Raw genomic sequence first — 17,178 nt, 5'->3', positions numbered from 1 at the left:
GATGCCCATTATTCTCTCTAGAAATAATGTATAGACTTAAATGACTTTTTATCAATTCTCAATCAGTCCTTAATCCTAATAAGCCACTTATGAACAGGTTCATTAACATCCCTAACATTATTTGGGTTCGCATAAACGTCTAAGTGCCCATAACCATCAAGTATTATCACATCACTCATTAACCTCTTTACTAAGTCCATGTCAGCCACCTTCATACCAAATAACCCACTTATAATGGCGAGTATTGGTACCTTAACCTCCACGTATTTAGTTCTGAATTGATCCATTGGCTCTATAAATAACCTAACAGGCCAGTACGGGTCCAGCGTCGCCAATACGGCAAATATGGCTTGGGGAGGTGAGGTTGGGTATGAATATGGGTTTGCAAGTCCCTGATTATAGGCTATATTCATTAAATAATCGCCTAAGGTCTTAAAGCCAGGCTCTGGACTTGGTATTGCTGGATTGTATAGTGCCTTAAGCCACACCGTGTTCACCATATTCCCTGGATACTTACCCCCAGTTAGTATTGATGGTACCGCATATAGCTTACTTGCCCTGATATCATCAACACTACGCACAGGCAATGTCTGAATAACAGAGGCCCTTATTGGCGCACCATCTAGTAGTACTATCGTCTTAACATCCTCCGGGTGAATAGTAACGTAATTCATTGACGCAATTCCACCAAAGCTCTCCCCAATCAATATGACCCTATCCCTACCGCTAACCTCCATAACCTTGTTGACAGTCTCCTTAATATCGCCCAGCCACGTCTCCCAGCCCCAGTCAAGCATGAATGAGAGATCCTTAACGTCAGGAAGTACGAAGTGCGTCCTATAATCAATTGTATAGACCAGGTGACCTCGCCTTACTAGGTATATAGGTATCATGGAGTCCGGTATTGCTGGTTCTATCGGTTGTATTCCATGCCATGAAACGTGAATCAACTGCTCCCCATGTGATGCCATACCAGGCAGTATCAGCACTGGGTATGGGTAGGTCACGTCCCTACCCTTAACCTCCCTTAGAGCTATATAATTGAAGCAACCACCGGGTGGGCGCTCCGTAACCCAAACTCTTTCAGTGAGATCAGGGAATTCCTTAATGCTTCCCTCCCAGGTTAGTTTCCAGTCTGGCATGCTTAGTAATGCCTTGATTTTGATTTATTGTTTGTGCTTATATGGAAAATATATTTTATATAGTGCTATAGCATTAATATTATTTTTATCATACATTAATCGTGGAATTAGTAAAATTCCTTAAAGACATTGAGGAGCTGCTTGGGAAAGACAACGTCATTAGTGAAGGCCACGGATTATCAATGTTCAGGAGAGATTGGTGGTCAATACTCATGCTTAGGGAAGCCCTTGGGCATAGCCTTGATTCACCACCAGCCGTTATTAGGCCTGGTAGTATTAATGATGCAATTAATGTTGTTAAACTTGCCAATAAGTATGGCATATGTCTTGTTCCATATGGTGGTGGGTCTAGCGTTGTTGGTGGTGCCTATCACAATGGTTGTGTTGTTATCGATATGAGTAGGTTAAATAAAATTCTAGACTTTAGTGAGGAGGACCTAACAATAACCGTTGAAGCTGGTGCTAAGATGATTAACGTGGAGAAGTGGCTTAATGAGAGAGGTTATACCCTGGATTACCACCCGCAATCGTTTCAATTGCTCACAGTTGGTGGTGCTATTGGGCATGGGAGCACCGGCTCACATAGTGCTAGTAATATTGAGGAGCTGGTCCTATCAATGGACATACTCCTACCAAATGGTGACCCAGTGAGTGTTGGTCCTGGCACTTATGTAAGGGTTTCATGGCCTGACATGAGACGCTTATTCATTGGATCCGAGGGCGCGCTGGGCATCGTGGTAAGAGCCACATTGAGAGTTAAACCGCTGGCTAATTACTATGTTGATAGGGCGTTCGTATTTAACAATATTGTTAGCGCCATTAAATTCGCTAGGGACATGGCCATTAGGCTTCCTGGTCCTTATAGAGTCGTTATTCATGATAAGGATAGTAGTAAGTTAATGATTGGTGAGGATATGTTTGTCGCATTAATCAGGATTAGGAGGCATGATGAGGAGCTTGTTAATGCTGAGGCGAGTATTGTAAGTAAATTGGCAAGGCACCATGGTGGTTCTGAGGTTAGTCAGGACCTGGTCAAGAGATGGAGAATCGTCTTCGCTAAAGACTATGAATCGCAATTAATGCAGTTGGTGAATCAAGGCCTTTGGGTTGAAACAATAGATACCGCAACCACCTGGAGTAGGTTGCCAGGTCTTTACGCTGGCATTAAAGGCGAGCTTAAGGAAGTCGATGGTGTGATCTACGTATTACCAAGAATAACCCATATATATCTAAACGGCGCTTCACTCTATAGTGTGGTAGTTCTTAGGCAGGATGAGAATACTTACTGGAGAATTTGGCACAAGACATTTGAAATCACAAGCAAGGTAGGCGCAACCATAACGCATCATCACGGTACTGGACTGCTAAAGAGGGACTATGTTAAATTGGAAATGAACCAGCAATGGGAATTATTAAGGAAGATAAAGGATGTACTTGATGTAAATATGATAATGAATCCAGGGAAAATACTATAATAGAGTGTTTATAATGGGTTACCCTTTACCATGGGTTGCGATTTCATTAACGCCAGTAATACAGCCGCTCCAAGCATTGTGAGTATTACCATTACGATTGCGGTATTGACGCCCCCGTAGTAAATCTGGGTTGGTGTATAGTTTGTAAAAGGCCCTATGTACTTAAATCCATATGGTGATGCTTCTATGTATGCGGCATTTGAGGCCATATTCAAGAGTAATTCCGCAATTCCCGTGTTACCAGTTATCATTAATAACACTATGGTCAATACGCCAACATTAAGTATCAAGCCTATGAACAACATGAACATACCCAGTACCATAGCAACTGCCTTTTTACCCTTGGGACCTCCCCTCACATATGTATGTGTCCCCTTCTCCTTTATCCTCCAGGATCGAATCCAAGTTCTCAAATGACGAAACATGTATAGGGAAATAAATAGCAATATAATACCTGTAACAAATAGTAATATGAAGCTAAGCATTATTGTTTACCCATTATTCTAGCTATGTCATATACGACTGGTGGTTTCCAATAAAGATTACTACGTTCCCTAAGTATTCCAACTAACCATATTATAAGAAACGCTAAACCAACCAAGATTCCAAGGATCCTTATGAGCAATAAAACCGGAGGTATAAAAATAAGTGCGAAGGTCAATATGTCCAGTATCACATCCACAACTATTATCACAAGCCCAAAGGCTATACTCAGGTAGGACCAATGCTTAACATATCCAGAGTTCGGTCTCATTATAATGCCAATTATCCCACCAACAAGCGGTATGATCCAGGCTATTAAGCCCCATGTGCGTTCATCCTCACTTATCTGAGACATACAGGTTCCAAGGAACAAAATATTTATAAATTTTTCTATCTCTCGTATTTTATGATTATTTTTAACAATAAGATATACTATAACGTATTAATAATACTAATTTCACGTTGCTTTGCATGTTTTTCCTCCAGATTTTAAGTAATGATTATATTATTTTAGACAAAAATTATTTTTCTATAATATAATTTATAATTATATATAGGTATAGCCTAAGTATACTATGAGCATTAATCTGCTGGATAATTAGTTATCTTAATGAATGAAATAGTTATAATTGATTAAGGGATGATATTAATCATGGGCAATGTAATTACTGAAAGGAGGGGACATGTATTTATTGTTATGATTAGTAGGCCGGAGAGGAGGAATGCTATTGATGCTAATACCGCTGAGGATCTGTTTAGGGCTTGGAGGTACTTTGATGGAGATCCTGATCTATATGTGGGTATAATCACTGGTTCTGGTGGTTATTTTTCGGCTGGGGCTGATTTGTACGACATTGATAGGCTCATTAATAGGGTTACTGACCCTAATGGTCCTCTTGGCTTTACTAGGCTTAGGCTTTCCAAGCCTGTGATAGCCGCGGTAAGTGGTTATTGTGTAGCCGGTGGTTTGGAGATAGCGCTTTGGGCTGATATTAGGGTTGCTGATAGGACTGCTAAGTTCGGCTTTCTGGAAAGGAGATTTGGTGTTCCACTCGTTGATGGTGGTACGCAGAGACTGGTTAGGATTGTTGGGCTTGGTAGGGCCCTTGACTTAATATTGACGGGACGATTAATAAGTGCTGAGGAGGCATATCAGTGGGGTTTAGTTAATTACCTGGTTGATGAGGGTAAGGCCCTTGATAAGGCCATTGAAATTGCAGAATTAATCAGTAGGTACCCACAGGAGACCCTTAGGAATGATAGGCTCGCGGTATACGAGGGCTTAGATAAGCCATTGAGTGAAGGCCTAATCATTGAGATGAATTATGGATTGAAATCAATAAGGGCTGGGGAGATATACGAGGGTGTGAGGAGGTTTAAAGAGGGTGCAGGTAGACATGGTGATATCATCAATATTTAGATAATTAGGTAATTTAGCTTATAAAAATTAGATATTATCTTGAGAAGGAGGGGATTGCCGTGATAGGACCTTATCGTAAAAAATGGACAACCTATACGCTACGTAAGAAGTTAACGCCTGAAGATATTGAGCAGATAATTAATGAGGTGAGGGATGAAATCACAAATAATTATTGATATCAATGTTTTGGTATATGCAACGTTTAAAGATAGTGAGTATCATGATGAATCATATAGCATAATACAAAAGGGTGATGTCGTAATACCTTATGTTGTTCTTTATGAATATATATGGGTATTAATGAAACTAATGAAGGATGTGAAGATTGTTAAATCGAAACTGAATGAATTAAGTGACTTCATAATAATTCATAGGATCTAAGTACGATATATTCCGGTTTAGTTCTGATGGAGGAGGATGGAGCTCCAATTTCAATGTTAAATGATTACATAATATTGTCAGTGGCATTAAGAAGGGGTGCTTACTTAGCCACTTACGACCAAAGACTGAGGAAAGCGGCTAGTAAACATGGAGTGCGGTAATACCGTAAGTTTTTAAACAGCTTTACCATTTAGTAATGCCGTACCTTACTTTTATTAACGCTTTATTAATTTACGTATATAGTGGCCCACCAATCCTCCTAAGCCTGTGAGGGCGAGTGCTATTAGTAACGTTATTATCAATAGTATTATTGAGCCAACGATACTGTATGGTAATCCGATTATTGCTGCTGTTACTTCACCGTCATAGATTGCGTATGGGTTTGCAAGAATACTAATCAGGACGCCGAGAAGTCCAGGCACCCCTGCACACGTGAATGCGGACAGTGCCTTATTAGCATTTAAGAAATAACCGATTATTAGACCTAGTACTGCCATTAATAGCCAATAACCTGTATATGCCAACGCGAATGAGATCGCTAGGTTTATTATGAATAAGGTCCAGAAGCGGGTTGTATAACTCATGGCCATGCCAATCACCCTGGTAATGTGGCGTTTGGTAGGTATAGGTAATAGAAGTACTGGGGTAGGCCTGGTGGTATTAATGTGTAGTATTGTCCATTGAGCCAGTATGCGGTTGTGTCGTTGTATAATGGACTTAGTGGATATTCGGATATGCCACCGGGGTAAACGCCAATGCCGCTTAATGGATTTGCCATATCGACTATCAAGCGCCAGCTTGGGCCCTCATTAGACAGTAATCCGTATGCAGCATTTATGGTGTTTCCATCACCAGGCGCTGGGAATGGCCCAACCGAGAGTTGGTTAATCCCAAAGAAGCTTGTGAGTATTCGTTCATGAATCCTGCCCCAATACCATGTAGATGGGTTTGGCCCTAACTTACTCATTAACTCACTTATTGTTTGATTGAAGGCAAGCAACATAACTATTGTTGCGTTCCTACTTTGCCCTGTGACTGGGTCGTTAAACCACACTATGTCTGGATAATTATTAGTCCAGTTTGCTAGGTCTAGTATTAATGGTCCGTGGAATATCGCGTCCGGTCCTAGGAATATGGAGAATTCGCCGAGACCATCAGCGGGTGTTATGTTGTAGTATTGGAACCAGGGCATGAAGGTATCGTTTAGGTAATTCCATAGCCAGAAGTAGTATATCGTGGCCGCTACAGAGTTTGGTGTGAAATCGCCGTCCCAATCCTTAAGTAATTCGTAGGCCTGTACCTCAATTGGTGAGAGCTTATTCAAGTGTGTTGATAATGCATTAAGTAGTGGTTGTAGGAATAGGTTTGTTGTATAGTCGTGGACATTAAGTTGTATGGTCTCCATGGAGGAGTACGTTATATTACCCTGAGCCTCAAACTGCGAGAGCAATGTATATATTTCATCAGCCCTAAACCCACTCTCAAACACCCAACCAACATAATATGGGTAATTCGGCGAGACTAGGATTTCGTTAGCCGATAGTGCGAAGTGCGATGGTGGGTTTAGGACATACGGTTGGTATTGGGTTGGTATGAAGCCAACCCAGTCATAAGACCCATTACCAAGCATTACAGCCCTTGGATCACCACCCATGACTATTGGGTATAACCCCCAGGCAAATATACCAATGTTACCATACCTATCGGCATATGCGAAGTTCTGTATTCCAACCTTAAAGTACGATAAGCCCTTAAGAAATTCGGTGAGGTTTTGTGCAATGTCGAAGTATAGAAATGTAGCACCTTCATCCGTTGGATACATACCAGTCCAATTCATCACTATAACAACACCACTATAATTGGCAATAACAACGCCATTACGGGCTAGGTAAACATTATACGGTACATAACCAACACCCTTAACGTAGATCTTCTCCTGAACAACCTCAAAGGGCATCCAAGAACCATCATAGTAATACTCACCTGGGTGATTAGGGCTCGTAACCTCAACGTAATAATAAACTACCTGGGGCTCCGCATCGGTCGCGCCCCATGCTATAAATGGATTATGACCAAGTATCACACCTGGAACACCTGGGAAATCTACACCAATCACATTCATGCCAGGTCCAACCAGTTGAAAGCCGATCCAAATAGATGGGACAGTCGTTGTTAGGTGGGGGTCATTTGCCAAGAATGCCTGTCCGCTCGGTGATAATGCGACCCAGTTATTACTACCTTCATCGCTCAAGCCAATTACGAAGTGCTCAAATGGGTTTATGCCAGGTAATAACTTACTAACCACAGAGTCCCTAAATGCAGTATCGCTCTCCTCATAAAATGCTATTGCCTTATCAATCGCCTCAATAAATTCCTGCTTAGTTATGCCGGGTGGCAATGGGTTTGGGGAATAGAAACTTAGGCCCTTAATATTTCCCGTGGTATTGTAAATACCTAGGTTCCATTCCTCGGGATACACGGGGTATTGAATTGATGAGGGGTACGCCGGGTAGAATGCATAAATAACCTGCTTTGGCATTTTGAGAAGTGCCACAGTAAATGGCAATTGATCAGCAGATCCGCTCAATGACCACGTGAGTAATTGCTGTATGGCAAAGGTATCTTCCATAGTCCATGGTAGAGGTCTAAAACCAAGAACCTTAAATATAATGGGCATCCTTTGTGATGTCAATGATTCAATGTATGCATTAACGCCGAGGGTATAGTAGTAAAGAGCCTCATAGGTAAAGCTCGATTTGTTCAATGAATCAACAATTTCCTGAGTAACCTGGGGTGTTAACAATGTCCTAAAGAATTCATCACTGGGTAGTACCGATGGACCTACTACTGATGATAAATTACCCATGGTCATCATCGCCATAAAGTACATTTGAGCAAGTCTATACTCAGCTGTTAAGTAACCCTCCTCATAAAACACAGCCCAGGTCTCATTAGAGGCAATCCTAATGAAACCATCAGGAGTTACACATACAACAATGGCTGCGGAACTATCATTAATCGTTAAAACACTACTATGACAACCAACACCAGGAGGAGGAACACTATTCCAAACACCAGTACCTGGATTAAGAACCTGCCCTAGGGGAGCCAGAATGCTAATAGGAACACTCAGTAATATTGCCACAAGGAGTAAACAAATCACAGCTAAACCTAGCTTTATATAAAGCGATATATTCATACAATATCTGATAATTAATTTAGGATTTATAAAAATAATATGTTTATAAAATATATAGAATATAATCATGGATAAAAAGGTTATCTTTAACAATTAGGTATTTTTAATAATCGACATAATAATTTTTATTCAAAAAATCTTAATTATTAAGAAATAGAATTAATGCAATTAATTAATTACCGTAAATTTGAAGGATTTAATTTTAATAATACATATTAATAAGTACTGCTTTTAATAATATCGACAATGTTCTTTTATAAACATTGATTTGATATCTTTAAATATTCTTATTTTATGTTAAACTTGACAGGTGGGTCAAGTGTCAGATAGAGAGCTCAAGCTTGGTGAGCTTCGAGCAAGAATAGATAGACTCCCTGTAAGACCTTACCCTGTTTCCTGGATGGTCATTATCGGCCTTGGTTACTTCTTTGCATTCTATGATATACTTACGTTATCATTTGCTATAGTTTCTCCCATGATTCAGCAATTGAGAATGACTAGGTTAGAGATCAGTGAGGCTGTCTCTGTTTCATTATTTGGATACATAATTGGTGCTTATTTTGTTGCCACAGTAAGTGATTATTGGGGGCGTAGGTGGGGATTAATAACTAACGCCATATTAATTGCCATTGGTTCTTTGGGTAGCGCATTATCAACAAACGCCATCGTCTTAATAGCAAGTAGATTAATAACTGGTATGGGTATTGGTGCTGAAATAGCTATTATAAATACGTACATATCAGAGATAACGCCAGCACCCATTAGGGGTAAAATGGTACAATTTACGTACTTAGCAGGAGCTTTAGGTTTTGCCGTAACACCATTCATAGCCTTTGCATTGATACCAATATCGCCAATAGGCTGGAGGTGGTTATTTGGATTAGGTGCACTTGTTGCAGCGGCAATAGTTCCTTTACGATACCTAATGCCAGAAAGCCCCAGATGGCTTACAATAAAGGGTAAGTTTGATGAGGCTGAGAGGGTCGTTAGAACACTGGAAAGCTTTGCTGAAAAGAAGGTAAGGCCATTACCGCCAGTTCCACCACCACTTCCTGAGAAACTATTATCGAAGTTCCCAACGGCAGAATTATTCAATAGGAAATACGGCCCAAGACTTTTAATGGCCGTTTTATTCTGGTTCTTCGATTACATGCTTGCATATGGTGTAATTGGTTTTGCACCATACATATTCGTGGCCGCTGGCTTCACATTCACAACAGCGACCTGGTACATAGCACTGGGTAGTATTGGTTATATAGTTGGTGCGTTGTCCATGGCGCCTATAGCCGATAAGTGGGAGAGAAAGTACCTTGTGGCTTCAGCTTTCAGCATCGCCACACTCGCAGTATTCTTATATGCCGTAGCCGTTGGTATTCGTTCACCAATAATATTAACTATAGGCGCATTCCTGGGCGCCTTTGCGACGGCATTTGCTGTGCCCGCCTATACATATACTGCTGAATTATTCCCAACAAGGGCAAGGGCTAGTGGTTTCGCTATAGCCGACGGTGTTGGGCATCTTGGTGGTGCCGTGGTTCCATTCATAATATACCTCGTCTTTAATCCGTTAAATCCACTTAGTACTGGTGTATGGACTTTCGTGCTACTTGGCATATTTGAGATAATTGCCACGTTAATAGTGCTTACAGGCCCAAGAACAACTAAATTAAGGCTTGAGCAGGTTTCGGATTAATGCGGTGATTAATGTGAAGAGCGGTTATGTAGTCACTAGAGATGGTGTATCGATATATTATGAAGTTGATGGTATGGGGGAACCCTTGGTCTTAGTTGAGGGTTTAGGGTATGCTAATTGGATGTGGATTAAGCAAAGGTCGCTTGCTAATTATGTAAAATTAATAATTTATGATAATAGGGGTGCTGGTTTGTCCTCAAAGCCTGATAAACCATACACTATGGATAATTTTGCTAATGACCTTGAGGACCTACTGAACTACCTCTCAATAGATAGGGCGTTTATATGGGGCGTCTCGATGGGCGGCATGATAGCAATGTACTTCACATATAGGAACCCAGGTAGGGTTAAGGGCTTAATCCTTGGTGAGACTAATTTTGGTGTTAAATCGTTACCACCAAGTAAGGAAGCACTTGAAGTTTTGTTAAAACCTCCTAATCCTAATCTTGATAGGAGGCAAATGCTTATTGAAAGGATGAGAGTTGCTTTCTCCAAGGATTTCTTTGAGAGACATAGGGATGAGGTTGAGCGTATTGTAGAGGTGAGGATGATGTTCGAGGAGGATCCAAAGGCATATAACAATCAATTAGCCGCTGTACTGACATTTGACTTTAAGGATAGACTGCCCAATATAGTGGTTCCAACATTAATAGTGACTGGTGATGAGGACTATGTAGTTAATCCTGAGAATTCCCGCATAATGAATCAATTAATGCCTAATAGTAAGCTTGTCATACTTAAGGGGGCTGGTCATTTGGCGATTATCGAGCGTGCTGATGATTATAATATGTTAGTTCTTAATTTCATAAATGATGTTATCAATGGTACATTTAAGCCGTCGAAGGAAGCCATGGTGATTTAACATGCTTGAGAGCCTACTTAGGCATAGAGCTAGAATTGAGGATTCAATCGCTATTAAGGTTGGTAATGACTCATATACGTATTCACACCTTGAAGCTTTGTCTAATAGGATTGCGTATGCATTAAGTAATCTAGGTGTTAGATTTGGCGATAGGGTTATTACGCTTATAAAGTCGCCAATACATCACGTAGCAACATTCTTTGCATTAAGGAAAATAGGAGCCACATTGGTACCTGTAAATCCTAGGCTTGGCATTGATTTTCTAAATTTTGTAATTAACGATGTTAGGCCATCCCTTATAATCGATGATTATTACGGAAAGGGTATAAGTATGGATAAGGTTATTGAAGATGCAAACCATGGGTATAGTTATGAATATAGGATGAATCTTGATGAAATAGCCATGATTCTATATACAGGAGGCACTACGGGTCCTCCTAAGGGCGCTATGGTTCATGAAGGATCCATTCTTTGGAACGCAATAATAACGGTAATATCATGGGGGCTTACAAAGAATGACTGCACCATAGTATCATTACCTCTTTACCACACTGGTGGATGGAACGTATTATTAATGCCATTATTATTAGTCGGTGGTAAGGTCGTGCTCCCTGAAACCGATAAGTTTGACCCAGACTGGACAATACAAACATTGGTTAGGGAAGGCTGCACCGTGTATATGGGTGTACCAACAATGCTTGATTCAATAAGTAAGTCGCCATTATTTGAAAGCATGGATTTATCGCATGTTCTCTTCATTAATGGCGGTGGGCCGTTATTACCCAATGTTGCACAGCGTTTTATCAATAAAGGATACAGGATCTTTCAGGGGTATGGATTAACCGAGGCTGGTCCCAATAATTTCTATATCGCGCCAGAACGCTACAGAGATAAGGTGATGTCTGTCGGTAAACCCCTACTGTTCATTGAGATGAAGTTATCAGAGGAGGGTGAGTTATTAATAAAGGGACCACATGTTTTTAAGGGATATTGGAATAGACCTGGTGAAAGGCCATTTACGGAGGATGGCTATTTAAGGACGGGTGACTTATTCGTTATTGATGGGGATGGGGACTTTTCATTCTTAGATAGAAAGAAGGATATGATAAAGACAGGTGGTGAGAATGTTTACTCAACTGAGGTTGAGGTAGCTCTTAAGCAATTGCCATACATAGATGACGCAGCTGTCTTCGGAGTTCCTGATGAGCATTGGGGCGAGGCTGTCGTTGCTGTTGTCGTTAAGAAGCCAGGTTTTAAGGTAACCGAGGATGACGTGAAGAAGGATCTTAAGAAGGTGTTGGCTTCGTTTAAGGTGCCCAAGCGTATAATATTCGTTAAGGAGATACCTAAGACCCAGATTGGTAAGATTTCAAAAAGAGAGTTGCGTGAGAGGTATATAAAGGATGGTTTTAAGGACGTACTAGATGAGGGTTGAGTATAGTTATGAGAAACGCATATATTGTTGATTATGAATTATACATACCAAACACATTCATTGATTATAAGACCCTGGCTATAGAAACGGGGTTACCTGATTGGGTGATTAAGGATAAGATGGGTATCGTTAGGAAACCAATTGAGAGATCACTATCGGTTTCTGATATGGCTAAGCTGGTCGCTAAGAAATTAATGAGTAAATACAATGTGAAGGTTGATCTCGTGGCCTATGCAGGTTCTGATTTTAAAGATAAATACGTCTGGGATGTTGCACCGGATGTAATTAATGAATTAGGTATAGAGGGGGCCTATGGTGTTGATTTATCAATGCAATGTGTCAGTAGTATTGTTGCACTTGATTTGTTAAAGTCGAAATTGCAGACTACGGGTAATGATTCACATGTATTAATGGTTATTGCCACGAAGCAGAGTATGATTGTTAATTATAAGGACAAGGCGTCTTCATTTATGTACGATTTTTCTGACGGGGCCGCAGCAGTTCTCTTAAGTAATGTTGATGGTAAGTACAGAATATTGGAGAGCTCTATAATAACTGATGGAAGGTTCTCAAATGTCGTTTATCAAAGATTAGGCGAGAGGTTTTATAGCGTTAATGACGCAAATCAAGACTATTTACTCCAGGTAAATAGAACAGACGAATTCAATAAAATCTTTGAAAGCGTATCATTTAACAACTTCATTAATGTAATAAAGAGTGCGGTGGAAAGGAGTGGATTAACATTAAGGGATGTTGATTATTTAGCCATTCTACATATGAAACGTTCATTCCACGAGAAAATACTAAAGGAACTAGGTATATCTCCCGACAGGACAATATATCTAGAGAATTATGGGCATATGCAGGCAGTTGATCCATTCCTCTCATTATGGTTAGCCGAGCAATATGGTAAGACACGTAAAGGTAGTATCATAGTCTTAGTGGCAGCAGGTACTGGTTGGACATGGGGCGCCACAGTGCTTCAACGTACTAAGTAATTTCACTTTAAAAATTTAAACTACCTTTTTATTTACTATGGTAAAACCATGAAGTATTCTCCAAAAACAAAGAAAGGCGAGGAGTCCTTAAATAAGATTCTAAATGCAGCAATTGCAGTAATTGCCGAGAAGGGATTTAACGATGCATCGATTGACGAAATAACATCAAGAGCTGGTGTATCACACGGTCTTTTTTACTTCTATTTTAATAATAAGGACGAATTACTGAACGAACTTGTTAAACGAATAAATAGGGATATGAGGCATTACCTAACGTTAAGTACTGCGGGACTCTCTGATAGAATATCAATAGAAAAACGAGGCTTTGAGGCATTCTTTGATTGGATGTATTATAATCAATACCTCTACAAAATCTTAATAGAGGCTGAATCAAACAACATCGAACTTTATAAGTGGCACTACATGAAATTATCCGAGAGATACTCCAGGAAATTATCAGAGGCTATGAATAGAGGTGAAATAGCGAGGTATGATCCGGAGGCTCTATCCTTCATATTAATGGGCATTGCTGATTTTATAGCTAAGCGATACATTTTATGGGTGAATAATAAAATACCTAGGTATGTAATTGATGAAGTAAACAAAATACTTGAAAGAATATTAAATCCTAGATGCAATTGTTGAGTGTATTTGTCTATCTATATAAAATATATTGTTATAACTCTTATAAAGCATAAATAAATAGTAATTTGCATATGTCAAGAAATATTGGGGATAATATAGATGTGTATGGCTTTTTGTCTAATGCATATGGTATTAATATGTATGATGCTGATAAACCATTACAGAGAATCCTTCAGTATTTCACTGGTAAGATTCCTTCCCTTAGTGAATTAGGTATCTTTGCTGGTCGTGATTTGCTCGAAATTACAGATTATGTGGACAAGATCTCAAGGCCTAAACATATTATGTGGGATGTAAATGGTAATAGGGTTGATAGGGTTTGGTTAAATCCTGCTGAGAGGTATGCAATTGAGAAATTAGTGCTTGATTTTGGAATAAATAAACCTCCTTATCATGGTGGTAGTTGGCATGAGCATTATGCCATGGGCTACCTAATCTCGGACCCTGGTCTTTACTGCATAATCACCATAACTAACCAAACAGCATATGCTCTTCATAAGTATGGTAACGAAGAACTGAAGAGGTACGTACCAAAACTTATTGGTGATGATAAACCAATCAATTTCGGTGCTACATGGTTTACAGAGATACAGGGAGGTAGTGATCTTGGTGCTAATACTACGGTAGCTAAGGTAGATGGAGGTAAGTGGCGATTATACGGCGATAAGTACTTCGCCAGTGGTGTCGGGTTAGCAGACATTGCTTTAACCTCAGCAAGACCAGAGGGTGGTAAACCTGGCGCTAAGGGATTAGCTCTCTTTGCAGTACCTAGACTCGATTCGTCTGGCAACTTGAACTTCATAGTTAGAAGATTAAAAGATAAGAGCGGTACAAACTCCGTACCAACAGGCGAGGTCGAGTTCCACGGATCAGAGACCTACTTAGTTGGTGATCAGAGTAATGGTATTTACTATATAATGGAAGACTTAATGGTATCAAGACTTGCAAATGCCATTGGCGCCGTTGGTGTTGCCAGGAAGGCCTATCTTGAGGCTTATGAGTATGCAAGTAGGAGGAGGGCCTTTGGCAAGTTGTTAATTGAGCATCCACTCGTCATTAGGGATTTAATGGATATGGAGGTAGCCCTTGAGGGCGCCACGGCGCTTGTGTTTAAGGCTGTTGATGAATTTGATAGGTCATGGCATGATAAGCCGCCTTATGGTGATCGTTATCATTATGCCAGGTTATTAACGCATATAGCTAAGAATGTGACCGCCGATGCTGCAGCATACATAACTAGGTTGGCAATGGAACTTTATGGTGGTATTGGGTTCTTAAGTGAATACCCAATCGAGAGGTGGCATAGGGAGGCATTGATAACGCCAATTTGGGAGGGCACAAGCAATATACAGGCATTGGACATGCTTGAGGCAATGAATAAGAAGAATGCCCATATTACTATGTTGAGTGAGATGGAAAACACTGTGGCAAGTATCAAATCTTATCACGAAATAGCTGAGGCAGCCATGAATGCGATGAGAAACACAATGCAGGTAATTTCTTCATTAAGTTCATTAGAAATAGAATTTAGGGCTAAGGACATATTATCCACAGTAGGTCACGCCATATCCATTATTGTATTAACTGATATTGCAGAGAAGCTGGGTATAGAGAGGTATGCCGTGATTGCTGAACTATATCTAGAGAGGTATCTGCAGGGTGGTTATAAGGTTGGTTCTTATGATCTAGGCAGGAAAATAATAGATATTGAGAACGAGGTGGTAACGTATGTCAGATAGTGGGATTGGGTTTACGGTGCATTACGTTATAAGGAGAGCTTCATTACTATGTCCTGATACTGAGGTTGTGACCGAAAATACTAGGCTTAAATATAGTGATGTTTATGGGCGCATCATATCATTAGCTAACTCATTACTATCTCTTGGTATTCATAAGGGTACTGTTATCGGTGTAGCTGATTGGAACACATTGCCCATGTTTGAGCTGCACTATGCAGCAGCCATGATAGGTGCTGTGATATATCCAGTAAATATAAGACTACCTCCTGATCAAATAGCGTATACCATGAAAGTGGCCGAGATCGAGTGGTTATTTTATTCTAATGATTTTAGGGCGCTTGCTACTCTCGTCAATAAGGATAAGCTTGTAAGCCTAGGCCCAACATGTGATGCTAAGTATTGTTATGATGATTTAATTAATAATAAGGAAGTTAAGGAGCCCGAGATAGAGGTCTCAGGTAATGACTATTTCTCTATTCTTTTTACATCAGGAACAACAGGGCTTCCAAAGGCGGTTAAATACACACATGAAAAGTTTGTGCATGGCGCACTAGCAATAGCTTATCAACTTGGATTTTACAATACACCAGCTAATCTTCATCAGGGTGACATAATAATGCCGTTTATACCATTTTATCATATTCATTCATGGGGTAGCTTCATACATGCACCGTATTTATGCAGTAAGTATGTGCTTATGGGTAGATTTACACCAGATAAGGCATTAATGTTGATAGAGAGGGAGAAGGTTACGTGGATAAATGCCGTACCAACAATGATGTACATGCTGATTGATACAGCCGAGAAAATGAATAAGTTACATGTATTACGTGGGCTTAAGGCATTGGTTGGTGGCATGCCAATAGCAAGTGGATTAGCTAAGAGGATGCATGAGTTAGGCATAGCTTTTTCGTCAATTTATGGAGGAACAGACATGCTCGCCACATCAATATCAATAGTGTCTAAGGATTTTAGTTCAGTCGATGAATTCCTTGATTATATTAGACTAACAACTCATCCTGTTCCATTCGTTGAAATTAGGATAGTTAACCCAGCGACAGGTAAGGATGCCGATAGGGGTCAAATAGGTGAGGTTTGGTTGAGAGCACCATGGTTGCCATACGAATACTATAAGGACCCTGAAAAGACCAGGGAGAGTTATGTAGGTGGTTGGTTTAGGACTGGTGATGTTGGTATAGTACTAAGTGATGGCGGCTTAAGAGTACTTGATAGGTTGAAGGATGTTATTAAGAGTGGTGGTGAATGGATACCAACGAGTATTCTAGAGGCTATTATTTCCAACATACCTGGAGTTGATTTGGTCGCAGTTATAGGTAAGCCTCATGAGAAGTGGGGTGAGAGACCAGTAGCTGTAGTGAAGTTAAGGGAGGGATATAACATAACTAAGGTGCAAATATATGAAGCATTGAATAAGGAGGTTAATTCTGGCAGGATACCCAAGTGGTGGTTACCTGACGATATAATCTTCGTTAAGGAGATACCGCTGACAAGTACAGGTAAGATAGATAAGAAGGAATTAAGAAGAAACATATTTGGGTATGGCTGAATCGATATTTATTAAATAATATATTACTTATTTCTTAATTATATTGATATTTGTTATAATTCATTTGAATATAAGCTCAGTACATTTATAAAGTATTCGTTTAGTGCAGGCAATGTATCCTTAGTAGGCCTTATAATTT

15 protein-coding genes are annotated in these 17,178 nt (G+C 40.0%); 10 read left to right on the top strand and 5 right to left on the bottom strand.

Annotation, left to right across the window (positions count from 1 at the left end; translation table 11 throughout):
* Positions 1–62 precede the first annotated feature (62 nt).
* Entirely contained in the window at positions 63–1,142 is a 1,080-nt protein-coding gene (locus tag ACP5L5_RS04120; protein WP_428761840.1) for an alpha/beta hydrolase, read from the bottom strand.
* 101 nt (positions 1,143–1,243) lie between these two features.
* Between ACP5L5_RS04120 and ACP5L5_RS04115 the strand changes: the two genes are divergently transcribed.
* Positions 1,244–2,617 carry an FAD-binding oxidoreductase gene (locus ACP5L5_RS04115; RefSeq protein WP_428761838.1) on the top strand — a complete coding sequence of 458 codons (1,374 nt, stop codon included), beginning with the start codon at positions 1,244–1,246 and terminating at the stop codon, positions 2,615–2,617.
* Between the two features lie 8 nt (positions 2,618–2,625).
* On the opposite strand, the gene ACP5L5_RS04110 is transcribed toward ACP5L5_RS04115, so the two are convergent.
* The gene (locus tag ACP5L5_RS04110; RefSeq protein ID WP_428761837.1) at positions 2,626–3,030 is read right to left on the bottom strand and encodes a hypothetical protein; all 405 of its coding nucleotides are present in this window, start codon (positions 3,028–3,030) and stop codon (positions 2,626–2,628) included.
* Between the two features lie 71 nt (positions 3,031–3,101).
* Positions 3,102–3,455 (bottom strand): hypothetical protein, encoded by a 354-nt coding sequence (locus ACP5L5_RS04105; protein ID WP_013603397.1) that lies wholly within the window; start codon positions 3,453–3,455, stop codon positions 3,102–3,104.
* A gap of 297 nt (positions 3,456–3,752) precedes the next feature.
* Between ACP5L5_RS04105 and ACP5L5_RS04100 the strand changes: the two genes are divergently transcribed.
* The gene (locus tag ACP5L5_RS04100; RefSeq protein ID WP_428761835.1) at positions 3,753–4,520 is read left to right on the top strand and encodes a crotonase/enoyl-CoA hydratase family protein; all 768 of its coding nucleotides are present in this window, start codon (positions 3,753–3,755) and stop codon (positions 4,518–4,520) included.
* A 153-nt stretch (positions 4,521–4,673) separates the two neighbouring features.
* Positions 4,674–4,901: a PIN domain-containing protein gene (locus ACP5L5_RS04095; RefSeq protein ID WP_428761833.1), complete on the top strand. Its 228-nt coding sequence runs from the start codon at positions 4,674–4,676 to the stop codon at positions 4,899–4,901.
* A 215-nt stretch (positions 4,902–5,116) separates the two neighbouring features.
* On the opposite strand, the gene ACP5L5_RS04090 is transcribed toward ACP5L5_RS04095, so the two are convergent.
* Entirely contained in the window at positions 5,117–5,491 is a 375-nt protein-coding gene (locus ACP5L5_RS04090; protein WP_428761831.1) for a hypothetical protein, read from the bottom strand.
* Between the two features lie 5 nt (positions 5,492–5,496).
* On the bottom strand, positions 5,497–8,100 hold the full coding sequence (locus tag ACP5L5_RS04085) for a penicillin acylase family protein (protein ID WP_428761829.1): 2,604 nt from the start codon (positions 8,098–8,100) through the stop codon (positions 5,497–5,499).
* 319 nt (positions 8,101–8,419) lie between these two features.
* Between ACP5L5_RS04085 and ACP5L5_RS04080 the strand changes: the two genes are divergently transcribed.
* The 7 genes from ACP5L5_RS04080 (at position 8,420) to ACP5L5_RS04050 (ending at position 17,039) form a co-directional block, all read left to right on the top strand.
* Positions 8,420–9,793 carry an MFS transporter gene (locus ACP5L5_RS04080; RefSeq protein ID WP_428761827.1) on the top strand — a complete coding sequence of 458 codons (1,374 nt, stop codon included), beginning with the start codon at positions 8,420–8,422 and terminating at the stop codon, positions 9,791–9,793.
* Positions 9,794–9,806: 13 nt separating this feature from the next.
* A complete protein-coding gene (locus ACP5L5_RS04075; RefSeq protein ID WP_428761825.1) occupies positions 9,807–10,655 on the top strand; it encodes an alpha/beta fold hydrolase in 849 nt (282 codons plus the stop codon).
* Between the two features lies 1 nt (position 10,656).
* On the top strand, positions 10,657–12,090 hold the full coding sequence (locus tag ACP5L5_RS04070) for a class I adenylate-forming enzyme family protein (RefSeq protein WP_428761823.1): 1,434 nt from the start codon (positions 10,657–10,659) through the stop codon (positions 12,088–12,090).
* Positions 12,091–12,098: 8 nt separating this feature from the next.
* Entirely contained in the window at positions 12,099–13,088 is a 990-nt protein-coding gene (locus tag ACP5L5_RS04065; RefSeq protein ID WP_428761821.1) for a 3-oxoacyl-ACP synthase, read from the top strand.
* A gap of 48 nt (positions 13,089–13,136) precedes the next feature.
* Complete coding sequence (locus ACP5L5_RS04060) at positions 13,137–13,733, top strand: TetR/AcrR family transcriptional regulator (protein ID WP_013603407.1); 597 nt, start codon at positions 13,137–13,139, stop codon at positions 13,731–13,733.
* Positions 13,734–13,804: 71 nt separating this feature from the next.
* Entirely contained in the window at positions 13,805–15,472 is a 1,668-nt protein-coding gene (locus ACP5L5_RS04055; RefSeq protein WP_428761819.1) for an acyl-CoA dehydrogenase family protein, read from the top strand.
* A complete protein-coding gene (locus ACP5L5_RS04050; RefSeq protein WP_428761817.1) occupies positions 15,462–17,039 on the top strand; it encodes an AMP-binding protein in 1,578 nt (525 codons plus the stop codon). The genes ACP5L5_RS04055 and ACP5L5_RS04050 overlap by 11 nt, the downstream gene beginning before the upstream one ends.
* Positions 17,040–17,178: the final 139 nt, after the last annotated feature.

This window comes from Vulcanisaeta sp., from assembly GCF_049966235.1.
GTDB classification, from domain to species: Archaea; Thermoproteota; Thermoprotei; order Thermoproteales; family Thermocladiaceae; genus Vulcanisaeta; species Vulcanisaeta moutnovskia.
The sequence above is the reverse complement of the archived record's forward strand: the minus strand, read 5'-3'. Positions and strand labels throughout refer to the sequence as shown.

Coding starts and splice junctions, on each gene's coding strand:
- ACP5L5_RS04095 (WP_428761833.1), top strand. CDS start 4,674: ATGAAATCACAAATAATTATTGATATCAATGTTTTGGTATATGCAACG.
- ACP5L5_RS04060 (WP_013603407.1), top strand. CDS start 13,137: ATGAAGTATTCTCCAAAAACAAAGAAAGGCGAGGAGTCCTTAAATAAG.
- ACP5L5_RS04050 (WP_428761817.1), top strand. CDS start 15,462: ATGTCAGATAGTGGGATTGGGTTTACGGTGCATTACGTTATAAGGAGA.
- ACP5L5_RS04055 (WP_428761819.1), top strand. CDS start 13,805: ATGTCAAGAAATATTGGGGATAATATAGATGTGTATGGCTTTTTGTCT.
- ACP5L5_RS04085 (WP_428761829.1), bottom strand. CDS start 8,100: ATGAATATATCGCTTTATATAAAGCTAGGTTTAGCTGTGATTTGTTTA.
- ACP5L5_RS04070 (WP_428761823.1), top strand. CDS start 10,657: ATGCTTGAGAGCCTACTTAGGCATAGAGCTAGAATTGAGGATTCAATC.
- ACP5L5_RS04090 (WP_428761831.1), bottom strand. CDS start 5,491: ATGGCCATGAGTTATACAACCCGCTTCTGGACCTTATTCATAATAAAC.
- ACP5L5_RS04105 (WP_013603397.1), bottom strand. CDS start 3,455: ATGTCTCAGATAAGTGAGGATGAACGCACATGGGGCTTAATAGCCTGG.
- ACP5L5_RS04065 (WP_428761821.1), top strand. CDS start 12,099: ATGAGAAACGCATATATTGTTGATTATGAATTATACATACCAAACACA.
- ACP5L5_RS04120 (WP_428761840.1), bottom strand. CDS start 1,142: ATGCCAGACTGGAAACTAACCTGGGAGGGAAGCATTAAGGAATTCCCT.
- ACP5L5_RS04100 (WP_428761835.1), top strand. CDS start 3,753: ATGGGCAATGTAATTACTGAAAGGAGGGGACATGTATTTATTGTTATG.